11 protein-coding genes are annotated in these 14,934 nt (G+C 44.0%); 6 read left to right on the forward strand and 5 right to left on the reverse strand.

Annotated elements, in window-relative coordinates; translation table 11 throughout:
• Positions 1-38 precede the first annotated feature (38 nt).
• Positions 39-578: a disulfide bond formation protein DsbB gene (gene dsbB, locus AC30SH_RS07145; protein WP_489582317.1), complete on the reverse strand. Its 540-nt coding sequence runs from the start codon at positions 576-578 to the stop codon at positions 39-41.
• 24 nt (positions 579-602) lie between these two features.
• A complete protein-coding gene (gene nhaB, locus AC30SH_RS07150; RefSeq protein ID WP_489582318.1) occupies positions 603-2,144 on the reverse strand; it encodes a Na(+)/H(+) antiporter NhaB in 1,542 nt (513 codons plus the stop codon).
• 187 nt (positions 2,145-2,331) lie between these two features.
• Here nhaB and fadR point away from each other — a divergent pair, with 187 nt between their 5' ends.
• Entirely contained in the window at positions 2,332-3,057 is a 726-nt protein-coding gene (gene fadR, locus AC30SH_RS07155) for a fatty acid metabolism transcriptional regulator FadR (RefSeq protein WP_489582319.1), read from the forward strand.
• Positions 3,058-3,150: 93 nt separating this feature from the next.
• Here the strand turns inward: fadR and AC30SH_RS07160 are convergent, their stop codons facing one another.
• Positions 3,151-4,365 carry a pyridoxal phosphate-dependent aminotransferase gene (locus AC30SH_RS07160; protein ID WP_048750623.1) on the reverse strand — a complete coding sequence of 405 codons (1,215 nt, stop codon included), beginning with the start codon at positions 4,363-4,365 and terminating at the stop codon, positions 3,151-3,153.
• 117 nt (positions 4,366-4,482) lie between these two features.
• Here AC30SH_RS07160 and AC30SH_RS07165 point away from each other — a divergent pair, with 117 nt between their 5' ends.
• From AC30SH_RS07165 to metK, 5 genes are all read left to right on the forward strand, one after another.
• A complete protein-coding gene (locus AC30SH_RS07165; protein WP_314885971.1) occupies positions 4,483-5,790 on the forward strand; it encodes an isochorismate synthase in 1,308 nt (435 codons plus the stop codon).
• The gene (menD, locus tag AC30SH_RS07170) at positions 5,781-7,487 is read left to right on the forward strand and encodes a 2-succinyl-5-enolpyruvyl-6-hydroxy-3-cyclohexene-1-carboxylic-acid synthase (protein ID WP_489582320.1); all 1,707 of its coding nucleotides are present in this window, start codon (positions 5,781-5,783) and stop codon (positions 7,485-7,487) included. The genes AC30SH_RS07165 and menD overlap by 10 nt, the downstream gene beginning before the upstream one ends.
• Before the next feature lie 51 nt (positions 7,488-7,538).
• Positions 7,539-8,303 carry a 2-succinyl-6-hydroxy-2,4-cyclohexadiene-1-carboxylate synthase gene (gene menH / locus AC30SH_RS07175; protein ID WP_314885967.1) on the forward strand — a complete coding sequence of 255 codons (765 nt, stop codon included), beginning with the start codon at positions 7,539-7,541 and terminating at the stop codon, positions 8,301-8,303.
• A gap of 78 nt (positions 8,304-8,381) precedes the next feature.
• Positions 8,382-8,651 (forward strand): 30S ribosomal protein S15, encoded by a 270-nt coding sequence (gene rpsO / locus AC30SH_RS07180; RefSeq protein WP_021615823.1) that lies wholly within the window; start codon positions 8,382-8,384, stop codon positions 8,649-8,651.
• 201 nt (positions 8,652-8,852) lie between these two features.
• Entirely contained in the window at positions 8,853-10,007 is a 1,155-nt protein-coding gene (gene metK, locus AC30SH_RS07185) for a methionine adenosyltransferase (protein WP_314885965.1), read from the forward strand.
• A 99-nt stretch (positions 10,008-10,106) separates the two neighbouring features.
• Here metK and AC30SH_RS07190 read toward each other — a convergent pair whose 3' ends face one another.
• The gene (locus AC30SH_RS07190) at positions 10,107-10,955 is read right to left on the reverse strand and encodes a hypothetical protein (protein WP_314885963.1); all 849 of its coding nucleotides are present in this window, start codon (positions 10,953-10,955) and stop codon (positions 10,107-10,109) included.
• 63 nt (positions 10,956-11,018) lie between these two features.
• Positions 11,019-14,912, reverse strand: coding sequence for a phosphoribosylformylglycinamidine synthase (purL, locus tag AC30SH_RS07195; protein WP_489582321.1), 3,894 nt, complete (start codon positions 14,910-14,912; stop codon positions 11,019-11,021).
• Between the last annotated feature and the right edge of the window lie 22 nt (positions 14,913-14,934).

A 14,934-nucleotide genomic window follows, 5' to 3' on the forward strand; every position in this document is an offset into this window, starting at 1 on the left:
TATACAACACCATTTTTTACATCTTTCAATAGAAAACGTTACTTGAATAAACGTCTTCTCCCTCTCGTATCAAGACGCTTGAATTGACTAATTAAAACAACTAACAACACAAGTAAATAAACGGCAAACATGACTACAATCCATTGCGCCATTGAAAAGCCAAGGAATGACCAAGCCACATCCTCACAAGAGCCTGTAGGTTGAAATAGCACTGGAAACCATTTATCTAATGGTAGAGTTTGTGGAAATTCCGGCAAATAAGAACACTGGTTCCAAGGTGCAGGATGAAGTTGGTAGTCTACATGTTTGAGAGAAAGCAACAGCCCTTTAACCACGCTGACAAAACCAATTAATAGCGCCAATAAACGGACTATTAAAAAACGTGGTGCGATTAAACCGAAAAGTCCTGCAAAGGCTACTCCAAATAACGCCACTCTTTCATAAACGCACATCACACAAGGCTGCAATTCCATGCCATATTGGAAATAAAGTGCAATCCCTTCCAACACCAATGCTGAGATTATCAATAACAACCAACCGCTACGTTGTACGGAAAGTGTTTTGAAAAACTTTAGCATAGCACTCTTTCTCCCTAAAAAATGTTAAATTGGCATGATTAGGCCTAAATTCGCCAACCAAATTGTCATTGGCGGTAAAATATATTCCACAGCCAAGAAACCTACCAACGATAACACAATGGTGTAAGGCAATGCCATGTAAACCATTCTACCATAGGAAAGGTTAATAAGCGGTGCAAGCGATGATGTCAATAAGAATAAGAAAGCCGCTTGTCCATTTGGTGTTGCGACGGAAGGCAAGTTAGTCCCCGTATTAATCGCCACAGCTAATAATTCAAACTGATGCGGTGGAATAATATTCGCAGCCAAGGCATTTTTTGCTTCGTTAATATAGACTGTCGCCACAAATACGTTATCGGAAATAGCAGAAAGGATACCGTTGAAAGCGTAGAATAATGTGAGTTGAGTACTTTCTTCCGCAGACAAAACATAGTGCACGATCGGTGCAAAAAGTTTTTGGTCAATAATCACTGCAACAATCGTAAAGAACACCACTAAAAGTGCGGTAAATGGTAAAGACTCTTGGAAAGCCTTACCTAAGGTATGCTCACTTGTGATACCACAAAATGCAGTACATAAAATGATAATACTTAACCCGATCAACCCTACGGAAGCTAAATGAAATGCTAAACCGATAATCAACCAAATGCCGACTATTGCTTGCACAATGAGTTTCAGACGTTCTTGTTTACTCATTTTTTTCATATTGGCGCGATCAAAATCGGCCAATACTTCCCATACCTTTTGCGGTAATTTTGCACCGTATCCGAACAAATGAAATTTCTCTAATGCAACACAAGTTAGCAAGCCCAAAACAAAGACTGGAACAGTCACCGGCGCCATGCGAAGGAAAAACTCAACAAAATTCCAACCAGCTTGATCCGCGATAATCAAGTTTTGCGGTTCACCAACCATCGTCATTACGCCACCCAATGCAGTACCAACCCCGGCATGCATCATTAAGCTACGTAAAAAGGCGCGGAATTCTTCTAAAGTTTCATGGTGAGTGCCGATTTTCTCGTCATTCGTAATATCGGTAGAATCATAGAATGTGCCACCGGAAGCGACTTTGTGGTATACGCCATAAAATCCCATTGCAACGCTGATGATTACCGCAACCACAGTTAACGCATCCAAAAATGCCGATAAAAAAGCTGCACTGAAGCAAAACGCCAAGGAAAGCACTAATTTAGAATGGATGTTAAGAAGCAGTTTAGTGAACACAAACAACAATAATTGTTTCATGAAGTAAATACCCGCCACCATAAACATCAATAGCAAAATCACTTCAAAGTTAGCCAACACTTCTGCTTTAATGTGCTCTGGTGTTGTCATGCCAATAAAAATCGCTTCAATAGCAAGTAGCCCGCCGGGTTGTAGTGGATAGCATTTTAGTGCCATCGCCAAGGTGAAAATAAATTCAATGACTAATAACCACCCAGCCCAGAAAGGCGAAATTGAAAATAAGATAGGGTTAATAACAAGAAAGGCGACAATCGTTATTTTGTACCAGTTCGGACTCGAGCCCAAAAAGTTTTTTAGAAACGCCTGTTGATAATTGTCCATACAAATTGACCTTAATTCTTTTAATTAACAATATTTTAACCTACGCTATTGGAGGCAATTCCGCGTTCAACTCTGTCAAAAATCGCAAATATTGTCAATGAATTTAAAAAATAATTATCTAATTGTAATGTATAGGCGTTTCTACGATAATAACGGCGAATTTACCCTCTATTTATACTGAACAATTATGCATAATGACTCGACTCTTCTAAAGGCACAAAGTCCTGCCGCTTTAGCTGAAGAATATATTGTAAAAAGCATTTGGAATAATTATTTTCCCCCAGGTTCTGATTTACCTGCCGAACGTGAACTTGCCGATAAAATTGGTGTAACCAGAACAACGTTACGTGAAGTATTACAACGCTTAGCTCGTGATGGTTGGCTCAGCATCCAACATGGTAAACCAACAAAAGTAAATGATATTTGGGAAACCTCCGGTCTTAATATTCTAGAGACCATGATTCAGCTCGATGGCACAAGATTGCCTTCGCTTATTGCCAACATGCGCTCGGCGCGTACTGACATTTCAATGATTTACATTCCCAAAGCCTTTAAACGCGCAAAGGAACAATCACTCAGTATTTTGCAACCGCTCAATAACTTACAAGATACAGCTGAAGATTACACAAAATTCGACTACGATGTATTCCGTAATTTGGCATTTGCTTCAGACAATCCAGTTTATGGCTTAATTTTAAATAGCTTCAAAAGCTTATATTCCCGCATCGGCTTATTTTATTTCCAAAATCCGGAAGCTCGCGCACTTGCCAAACGCTTTTACACTAAACTTCAAGATATTTGCCAACGCGAGGCTATTGATGAAGTGGCCCCTTGCGTGTTTCAATACGGAAAAGAAAGCGGCGTCATGTGGACCAATATGCAGGCGTTTTTACCGGAAAATTTTAGTGAATAACACGAAGCTAAAAATCATTCAAAAAAATGACCGCACTTTATGCTAAACAAAAAGCCCCGAATGGATATTCGGGGCTTTTTCTTCGGGAAGTCATTACTGATGATAATGCGACAAGAACCTCGCAAATTTGCCCAAAGCTTCTTCAATTTGATGAACATACGGCAATGTTACAATGCGGAAGTGATCCGGTGAATGCCAGTTAAAACCGCGACCATGCACCAATAACACTTTTTCCTGCGCCAATAAATCAAACACCATTTTTTCATCGTCATACATATTAAATTTTTTGATGTCGATTTTCGGGAACATATACAACGCCCCCATCGGCTTGGTACAACTAATTCCCGGGATTTGGTTGAGCAATTCATAGGCTTTATTGCGTTGTTCTAACAAGCGTCCGCCCGGCAAAATGAATTCGTTAATGCTTTGATAGCCACCAAGTGCGGTCTGAATCGCATGTTGCATCGGCACGTTGGCACACAAACGCATAGACGCCAACATATCTAAGCCTTCAATGTAACCTTTGGCGTGTTTTTTTGGCCCATTTAAAATCATCCAACCTTGGCGGAAACCGGCTACACGATAAGCTTTTGATAAACCGTTAAACGTGACCGTCAATAAATCAGGCGCTAACGCAGCGATATGGTGGTGTACCGCACCATCGTATAAAATTTTGTCGTAAATCTCATCGGCAAAAATGATTAAATTATTCTGACGTGCCACTTCAGCGATTTCTAACAATAATTCTTTGCTGTAAACCGCACCGGTCGGGTTGTTCGGGTTGATTACCACAATCGCTTTCGTGCGTGAGGTGACTTTGCTTTTAATGTCTTCTACATCCGGGAACCAATCCGCCTGTTCATCACACAAATAATGTACCGCTTTACCGCCGGCCAATGTCGCCGCGGCAGTCCATAATGGGTAATCCGGCATAGGAATTAACACTTCATCACCGTCATTCAACAGTGCTTGCATCGCCATCGTAATCAACTCTGACACGCCGTTTCCGATGTAAACATCATTCACTGTAACGCTACGAATATCTTTCGACTGATAATATTGCACAATCGCTTTGCGGGCAGAATAAAGCCCTTTGGAATCACAATAACCTTGGGCAGAAGGAAGATTGCGTAAGACATCAACGAGAATTTCATCAGGCGCTTCAAAACCAAAAGGCGCGGGGTTACCGATATTCAGTTTTAAAATTTTATGCCCTTCTTCTTCAAGGCGTAGTGCCTCTTTGTGCACGGGTCCGCGAATATCGTAACAAACGTGCTCTAATTTATCTGATTTGGGAAAGCGTTCCATAGTTTTGACCTTGAGTAATTAAGAAATGAAATATTTTGTGAAAAATTCCCGTAAAGTGCGGTAGAATTGCGGTTCATTTTTAACTTATTTTCCTGTTAAAGACAATGCTTTTTCAAAATGGATAGTTTGCAATCACTTAAAACGCAATTAATCAGTCAAATTAATGCATTACAATTAAATCAATCTCATCACATTGCGGTCTGTTCAGCACAAGCCGAATGCGAGGTTGATTTATTAAGTTGGCTAAAAGCACAACCGCACTATCCGCAATTCTATTTTCAATTACAGCAAACAACACAATGCTTTGCCACGCTTGGCGTCGTTCGTACATTTCAACACTTAGATGCAGCGCAAGATTTCGTGAATCAACACAATTTGCCTCTTTTCGGCGGCATTCAATTTTACGGGCAAACCACCTTTTTTCTGCCACAGTTAGTGTTAGAACAGCGCGACAATCAGATTCAAGTCACCGTTTTTATTGACCAAGATGATTTTATTCACAATAAAGACAAGGCGTTGCAGGTTTTAAAAACATTTGAAAAAACGACCGCACTTTTACCGCTTCAAAGCCAAGCGGATTTGATTGAGCAGCAAGCGAATCCGATACAATGGACAAATTGGGTAGAAAAGGCACTTACGCAAATTCATGAAAAATCGGTCACCAAATTGGTGTTGGCCAATAAAAGCACCTTTGCCCTCAATCAACCACTCAATCCCAAGGATTTTTTAGCGCAAAGTGAAATTTACAATAAAGGCTGCTACCACTTTCTTTTCGCGCAAGATGACAAAACTAGTTTCCTTGGTTCTTCGCCGGAACGGTTGTATGCACGTCATGAGCGTCATTTAAAAACAGAGGCTCTCGCAGGCACTGCGCCCATGAGCGAAGACCATGAAGCCAATCGTAACCAAGCCGATTGGTTACTTAACGACAAGAAAAACATTCATGAAAACCAATTGGTGGCGGATGGGATTTGCACCAATTTAGCCCCTTTTACTCAACACATTGAAGTCGGCAAGCTCGGCATCAAACAGCTACGTCAAGTACAACATTTACGCCGAGAAATCACCGCACTTTTAACCGATACCTGTACCGACTTAAACTGCTTGCAAGCCATTCATCCAACGGCCGCTGTTGCCGGTTTGCCACAACAAAATGCGAAAACATTGCTACAGCAAATTGAACATTACGATCGCAGTTGGTATGCGGGCACATTGGGCTTTTTTAATCAACAACAAGCCGAGTTTTGCGTAGCGATTCGTTCTGCCTTTATTGAAGCAGACAAAATTCATGTGTTTGCCGGCGCCGGTATTGTTGAGGGCTCAGTTCCCTTGCTAGAATGGCAAGAAATCGAGCGCAAAGCCGCGGGATTAATCTCATTATTAAAAATAACGAAATCTGAAAACGGAGAGCAAAAATGTCAGTAAGCGTCTTTAATCGTTGTTGGTCGAAAGTGATCTTGGAAACCCTTGTGCGTCAAGACGTAACCCACTTTTGTATCGCGCCCGGTTCGCGCTCGACCCCACTGACATTGGAAGCCGTACGTTTACAAAATGCCAATCGTGCCCTTTGCCATACGCATTTTGATGAACGCGGTTTAGGTTTTTTTGCCCTTGGCATCGCAAAATCCACCAAAAAACCCGTTGCCGTTATCGTGACTTCCGGCACGGCTGCCGCCAATTTATATCCGGCAATCATTGAAGCCCGTCAAAGCCGCGTCAATCTGATTGTGCTGACTGCGGATCGTCCGCCGGAATTGTTAGAGTGCGGTGCGAATCAGGCGATTTTGCAAGAAAATATGTTTGCCGATTATCCGCTTGCCAATTTAAATCTTCCGCGCCCAAGCCAAGATTATGCAGCAAGCTGGTTGATTTCAAAAATTGAGCACGCCTGCCATAAACAAGCGGAAGAAGCGGGCGTAATTCACATCAATGTGCCTTTCGCCGAACCGTTATATGATGCCAATGCAGAAGAAATTGACGTTCATCCTTGGTTAGCGCCCGTTCAACGTTGGCTAAGCCAAAATAAAAGTTGGACATCCTACCCTGCGCCACATCAAGAAGTATTGATTCATGAACATTGGGATCAGTGGCGCACCAAACGCGGGATTATTGTGGCGGGCAGAATGCCGGCAGAACAAGCCATGGGCATTGCTTCCTGGGCAAATACGATAGGCTGGGTGTTACTGACCGATATTCAATCCGGCGTGGAAGCCAGTTTGCCTTATGCGGATATTTGGCTTGCGAATCAAACGGTGAAACAAAAAATGTTGCAGGCAGATATTGTCATTCAGCTTGGTAACCGTTTTATCAGCAAACGCATTAACCAGTTTTTAGCCGAATTTAAAAACGAATATTGGATTGTGGATGAAAACCCGCAAGCGGTGGATCCTTACCATCATTCCCACACCCGTTTTGTTGCCAAAATTCATCATTGGTTACGCGCCCATCCACCGTTAAGACAAAAACCATGGTTATTGGAAGCCTTGGCGTTATCCAAATTCTGCGCCACCTTTATTGAGCAGCAAGTGGGCGGCAATTTAAATGAAGCTTCCTTAGCCCACCACATTGAACGTTTATTACCAAACAACGGTACCCTTTTCCTCGGCAACAGCTTATTTGTGCGTTTAGTGGATGCACTCACCAAATTGCCGGAAGGCTACCCGATTCATACCAATCGCGGCGCAAGCGGCATTGACGGTTTAGTTGCCACCGTTGCCGGCATTGGTATTGGTTCTAATCAACCGGTCGTCGCCTTAGTAGGCGATACCTCTGCGCTTTATGATTTAAACTCGTTGGCATTGTTCAAAAAACTTACCCAACCGACCATTTTGTTTATTATCAATAACAACGGTGGAGCAATTTTTGATATGCTGCCGGTGGATGCCGAAGTGAAAGATAAGTTCTATCGTATGCCACACCATACCGAGTTTTCCCAAGTGGCATCCATGTTCGATTTAAAATATGCCCGTCCTTATACCTGGGCGGATTTAAGCTCCGTGCTAAAACAGGCCTATTCACGCCGAGAAGCCACTATCATCGAAATTAAAGTGGCACCGAATGACGGCAGCACCATTTACAAACGCCTCATCGACCAAATCAGCTATGCGGTTGTTGGCGAATAAACGGAAAGATCAAAAGCAAACTCGCACACGCCAGTTTGCTTTTTTCATGTGATGAAACCTTACCTCATTTTTTTACACGGCTTACTCGGCACTCAAGCCGACTGGCAAAAACTCACGGAAAATCTACCGCACTTTCATTGCGTTGCCTTGGATTTGCCTTTACACGGCAGCGCGAAAAATCACTCTGTACAGGATTTTGATGACACCTGCGCTTATGTGGCACAACGCATCCAAAGTGCGGTAGGAAATCACCCGTATTTTTTAGTGGGCTACTCCCTCGGTGGCAGAATCGCGCTTTATTACGCCCTTTGCAGTCAACAGGACAAATACAACCTACAAGGACTGATTATTGAAGGTGGCAACCTTGGATTAATGAATGACGCAGACAAAAAAGTGCGGTGGGAAAATGATGTATTTTGGGCGCAACGTTTTCGCCATGAAACCGCGACTTCCGTACTGAATGATTGGTATCAACAACCTGTCTTCGCCCATTTAACGGAAGACCAACGCAAGGGATTGATCGAAAAACGCCAAGCCAACTGCAGCGACAATATTGCCAAAATGCTGTTGGCAACGTCTCTTGCCAAACAACCGGATTTACGCCCTTACGTCAAAAACAGTCCTTATCCGATCGAGTATTTCTGTGGAGAAAAGGATCATAAATTCAAACAAATGGCATTAGACAATCAGTTAAACCTAACACTGATTCCGCACGCAGGACATAATGCGCATCAAGAAAATCCAACGGCATTTGCCGAGCAATTAAATGCGTTATTACAGGATAAATTCGTTGCTTTTTCGCCGCGCAATGGCTAAAATCTGCTCTCCTTTGTCGTCGCTGAATTAGAGATCGGCGAACGATGTATCATTAACCACTTCATATTAGGAGTTATTATGTCTCTAAGTACTGAACAAAAAGCAAAAATCGTTGCTGAATTTGGTCGCGATGGTAAAGACACCGGTTCTTCCGAAGTTCAAATCGCTTTATTAACCGCACAAATCAACCACTTACAAGCACACTTTGCTGAACACAAAAAAGACCACCACGGTCGCCGCGGTTTATTACGCATGGTTTCCCGTCGTCGTAAACTTTTAGATTACTTAAAACGTACTAATCTTGAACTTTACAGCAGCTTAATCGCTCGTTTAGGTTTACGTCGCTAATCTTTTTAGTTGTGTTAATCGAAAACCCTCAGCGTTTGTTGAGGGTTTTTTCTTTTTTACCGATGCCATTATTAATAGCAAATGGACAAAATCCCTCTGACAAGTTGCATTTTTGGCCTAAAAGCGTATTATAGCCGTCCAGATGGAAATACTTCCAAATACCCTTACATTTATTCTGTATAAAATTATGCCGGAGAAACAATGAGCCAATATTTATTTACATCCGAATCCGTTTCTGAAGGACATCCGGATAAAATCGCCGATCAAATTTCTGATGCGGTATTAGACGAAATTCTTAAACAAGACCCAAAAGCCCGCGTTGCCTGTGAAACCTATGTGAAAACCGGAATGGCATTGGTGGGCGGAGAAATCACTACTTCTGCTTGGGTCGATATTGAAAATTTAGCCCGTGAAGTCATTTGCGACATCGGTTACACCAGCTCCGAAATGGGCTTTGACGGCCATTCCTGTGCCGTGTTAAACGCGATTGGCAAACAATCTTCCGACATCAACCAAGGCGTGGACCGTGAAAATCCGTTAGACCAAGGCGCAGGCGACCAAGGCATTATGTTTGGTTACGCCACCAATGAAACCGATGTATTCATGCCAGCCGCCATCACTTATGCCCACCGTTTAATGGAACGCCAAGCACAAGTACGTAAAAGTTGCAAATTAGATTGGTTGCGTCCGGATGCGAAAAGCCAATTAACGTTTAAGTATGAAGATCACAAGATTGTCGGTATTGATGCCGTGGTGCTTTCCACCCAACACGCTGAAACCGTCAGCCAAAAAGATTTGCATGAAGGCGTGATGGAAGAAATCATCAAACCGGTATTGCCGGCGCACTGGTTATCCAAAGACACCAAATATTTCATCAACCCAACCGGTCGTTTTGTTATCGGTGGCCCAATGGGTGACTGCGGTTTAACCGGTCGTAAAATTATCGTGGATACTTACGGCGGCGCAGCACGCCACGGTGGCGGCGCATTCTCCGGTAAAGACCCATCGAAAGTTGACCGCTCCGCCGCCTATGCTGCCCGTTATGTGGCAAAAAACATCGTTGCAGCCGGTCTTGCTGATCGTTGTGAAATTCAACTTTCCTACGCTATCGGCGTTGCCGAACCGACGTCCATCATGATCGAAACCTTCGGCACAGGCAAAGTCGCCAATGAATTATTGGTCAGCCTCGTGCGTGAATTCTTTGATTTACGTCCGTACGGCTTAATTAAAATGTTAGATTTAATCCAACCGATTTACCGCCAAACAGCGGCTTACGGTCACTTCGGTCGCGAACAATTCCCTTGGGAAAAAACCGATCGTGCAGCAGAATTACGCGCAGCTGCCGGATTAAAATAATCTTGAATTAAAATGAAAAAGGATAAGTCGAAAGGTTTATCCTTTTTTGTTAAAAAAACAGAGTACTTTTTTATCGTTCTTTATTAACAATGAGGCTTATCATTTGAATAATTCTATTAATCCAATAAAAATACCTAACATTGTAAATAACATATTCCATTTCTCCTGCCTTTTAATTTTCAAATCCTCAATATTTTTTCTTTTTTTATCATCATCTAGATTTAAAATATAATGCACACTAGATAATTGCTCTAATAATTCATCTGAAGCAGAATTTATGTCAAATACTTTATCTAAATATTTCCATGTTTCAATAAGACTAACATTTTTCATCAAAACTGGCTGATGAAATAAAAACACTGCTTTAAACTTTGTAGCTTCAATATAAAGCTGTCTTAACTTTTCAATATTATCACTCTGGCAACAAATACATTCTGAAAGCCTATTGCTTATATTTTCAATAGCTCCTAAATAAGCATAAGCCAAAGCTAATAGAATTAGCCTACGACTGAAATTATATTCTTGCTCAGGAATTCTAGAATAGAATCCCATTCCTCTACCATCAATATGCTCATAATGAGATGGATACTCTATAAAATGATGCTTCCTTATTGCTTTTGATTTTCTAATTTCAAGAGAAATCTCTTCAGCAAGAAGATCATCAAAAGCAGAATCATCAATGATCAATTTAGAAAGAGATAAAACCTGAAGATTCTTATAACTCAATTCTTTTTGAGAGAAATCAATAAATATAACTTGCTCATATTGCTCCCCTAAAAAAAATTTTAATAACCAATTGCCATTTTTATCCTCGTAAAAAGAATTATTAGATAACAAAACAGACCTTAAAAAAAGAATATTACTGTTATTAATCTTTAATTCATGAAATTTATTAGGTTCCTGACATTCAGTGACTTTATACATTCTAGCAGTAATGCGTTTCTTCATATTTCATTCCTTTAATAAAAGAATAGCGTTCCTTATGGAACGCTATTTCATAATTACACTATATTATTTAAAGACAACCCTCGCATTCCTAAACACCCGCATCCAAGCCCCATCTTCTCCCCATTCTTCCGGATGCCATGAGTTGCTCACCGTGCGGAAGACGCGTTCCGGGTGTGGCATCATGATGGCGACACGACCGTCCGTGTTGGAAAGCGCGGTGATGCCCTGGGCGGATCCGTTCGGGTTGGCCGGGTACACTTCTGTTGGGTTGAGGTTGTTGTCGATGTATTGCGCCACAATCAAGTTTTGCGCTTGAAGTGCGGTTAAATTTTCAGGCGTTTTGAATTCCACTCTGCCCTCGCCGTGGGAAACGGCAATTGGCATGTGGGAACCTGCCATGCCTTGGAACCACAGGGAGTTGCTTTCATTAATGCGAATCAAGGCGGCGCGGGCTTCAAAACGTTCGGATTTGTTGCGCACGAAACGCGGCCAGTTTTCCGTTCCCGGGATGATTTCCGCTAAGGTGGAAAGCATTTGGCAGCCGTTACAAACGCCAAGTGCGAGCGTATCTTCACGTTCAAAGAATTGGCTGAATTGATCCCGTAAGTGCGGATTAAATAAAATGGATTTCGCCCAACCGCCACCGGCGCCGAGTACATCACCGTAAGAGAAACCACCACAAGCTACTAGCGCATTAAAGTTTTGCAAATCATACCGACGATTATGCAAGTCGCTCATGTGAACATCGATAGCCTCAAAGCCGGCGCGGTCAAATGCCGCCGCCATTTCAACATGACTGTTTACGCCTTGTTCACGCAATACCGCCACTTTCGGGCGTTTGCCGGTGGCGATATAAGGCGCCGCAATGTCTTCGCTTGGGTCGTAGGTTAAATGCGCGGAGAAGCCTTTGTCCTGCGGATTTTTCTTCGCGGCAAATTCTTGGTCGGCACATTCCGGGTTGTCGCGTAAACGTTGCATTTGATGGGTTAATTCCGCCCAAATACCGCGCAAGTCAGAACGTTTTTCACTGAGCAATATTTTGTTGCCGCGGGTGATTTCGATTTCGTCGTCTTCAGTCACGGCGCCCAATTCTTTCACTAAGTGCAACACGTTATGTTTAGCAAAGACATCGCGCACGAGACTCAAATCGCTGTCGAGCACTTGAATCACAGCGCCCAATTCTTCGTTAAATAACACCGCTAAGTCGTTGTCGCCCAAGGCGCTGATATCCACAGCTACGCCACAATGTCCGGCAAATGCCATTTCCGCCAAGGTGACGATTAACCCGCCGTCGGAGCGGTCGTGGTATGCCAATAATTTTTCTTGCGCCACCAATTCCTGCATGGCGTTAAAGAAGTTTTTCAGTGTGTCGGCGTTGACCACATCCGCCGGCTTGTCGCCAAGTTGGGCATAAACCTGTGCTAACGCCGTAGCGCCCAAGCGGTTGTTGCCTTCTCCCAAATCCACTAACAACAAGCGGGATTGTCCTTTGTCGGTGCGTAATTGCGGGGTGACGGTTTTGCGCACGTCTTCCACTCGGGCAAAAGCGCTGATAATCAAAGAAAGCGGCGAAGTCACAGTTTTTTGCTCGCCGTTTTCCTGCCAAGTGGTTTTCATGGACATTGAGTCTTTGCCCACCGGAATGGTTAAGCCTAATTGCGGGCAAAGCTCCTCGCCCACGGCTTTCACCGCCGCGTATAAGCCGGCGTCTTCGCCTTTGTGGCCTGCGGCGGACATCCAGTTGGCAGACAATTTAATGCGTTTAATGTCGCCGATGTTCGTGGCTGCAATGTTGGTAATGGATTCTGCCACGGCTAAACGGGCAGACGCAGCGAAATCAAGCAATGCCACCGGCGTGCGTTCACCCATAGACATAGCTTCGCCGTAGTAGCTGTCTAATGTCGCTGTAGTCACCGCGCAGTCACCCACCGGCACTTGCCACGGGCCGACCATTTGATCACGTGCCACCATGCCGGTCACCGTGCGGTCACCGATGGTGATTAAGAAGGTTTTTTCTGCCACCGCAGGCAAACGAAGCACACGATGTAACGCCTCTTTTAATTGAATTTGGCTTTGTTCGAGCGGTTCGCCGTTAACGCTTGCCGTTTGCACATCGCGGGTCATTTTCGGGGTTTTGCCGAGCAACACGCCCATTGGTAAATCGATCGGATTGTTGTTGAAATGCTCGTCGTGTAAGGTTAAATGTTCTTCTTCCGTGGCTTCACCGATCACAGCATAAGGCGCGCGTTCACGGCGGCACAGTTCCTCAAAGTGCGGTAGTTTTTCCGGGTGAATAGCAAGCACATAACGCTCTTGCGATTCGTTACACCAAATTTCCAACGGGCTCATTTCGCGTTCGTCGCTTAAGATTTTGCGGAGTTCAAATTTACCGCCACGGCCGCCGTCATGCACCAATTCCGGCATGGCGTTGGATAAACCGCCCGCGCCTACGTCGTGAATAAAGGCAATCGGGTTGTCATCGCCCAGCTGCCAGCAACGGTCGATCACTTCTTGGCAACGACGTTCCATTTCTGGGTTGTCCCGTTGTACGGAGGCAAAATCCAAGTTTTCTTTAGATTTGCCGGATGCCATCGAAGACGCTGCACCACCGCCCAAACCAATATTCATTGCCGGGCCACCAAGCACAACCAGTTTTGCGCCCACCGGGATGTCGCCTTTTTGCACGTGTTCGGCACGAATGTTGCCGATACCGCCCGCCAACATGATCGGTTTGTGGTAGCCACGCACTTCTTCGCCATTGAAGCTATTCACTTTTTGTTCGTAAGTACGGAAATAGCCGAGCAATGCAGGGCGACCAAATTCGTTGTTAAACGCCGCGCCACCCAAAGGGCCTTCCAACATAATGTCTAAGGCGGAAGCAATACGGTTCGGTTTGGAAAGCGGTGCTTCCCAAGGTTGTTCAAAGTTTGGAATGCATAAGTTGGATACAGAGAAGCCCACCAAACCCGCTTTTGGTTTTGCACCGCGACCGGTCGCGCCTTCATCACGGATTTCACCACCGGAACCGGTTGCCGCGCCTGGGAATGGGGAAATAGCGGTTGGGTGGTTGTGGGTTTCCACCTTCATTAAAATGTGGGTGTCTTCATTGTGATAACGGTATGTGCCGTCTTGATCCGGAAAGAAGCGTCCCGCTTTGGAACCTTCCATCACCGCAGCGTTGTCTTTATACGCGGAAAGCACAAAATCAGGAGTTTTCTCAAAGGTATTCTTGATCATTTTGAACAGGGATTTATCCTGTTTTTTACCGTCAATAATCCAGTCGGCATTGAAAATTTTGTGGCGGCAGTGTTCCGAGTTGGCTTGTGCGAACATATACAGTTCGATGTCGTGCGGATTGCGTCCAAGTGCGGTGAAATTTTCCATCAAATAATCAATTTCATCTTCCGCCAACGCCAATCCAAGTTCCACGTTGGCACTTTCTAAGGCACTGCGTCCACCGTTTAAAATATCCACGGTTTTGAACGGTTTTGGTTCTTGTTGACGGAACAACACTTCCGCCTCGTCTGCCTTGCGTACGACGGTTTCCATCATGCGGTCATGTAAAAGTGCGGTCAGTTTTTCCGTTGTTTTTTCATCTAACGGCTGTGTCAATTCAAAGTAATACGCCAAACCACGCTCAATACGTTCCACTTCGTTTAAGCCGCAGTTGTGGGCGATATCGGTAGCTTTGGAGGACCAAGAGGAAATCGTGCCGACACGCGGAATCACAATAAAACTTTCCCCTTTGGCTTCATGTTCTGCCAAGGTTGGACCGTAATGCAACAAGGCTTTCAGTTTGGCTTCCTGTTCAGCAGAAAGTGCGTCATTTAATGCCACAAAATGCACATATTCCGCATACACGGATTTCACCGGTAATTGTTGCTGTTGGAATTTTTGCATTAAGCCATTGATACGGAATTCGGAAAGGGCAGGAGAGCCACGGAAAGTTTGGAACATGAGGATTACCTTTGAGGTTGAA

It is taken from the genome of Aggregatibacter sp. HK296, from assembly GCF_980469475.1.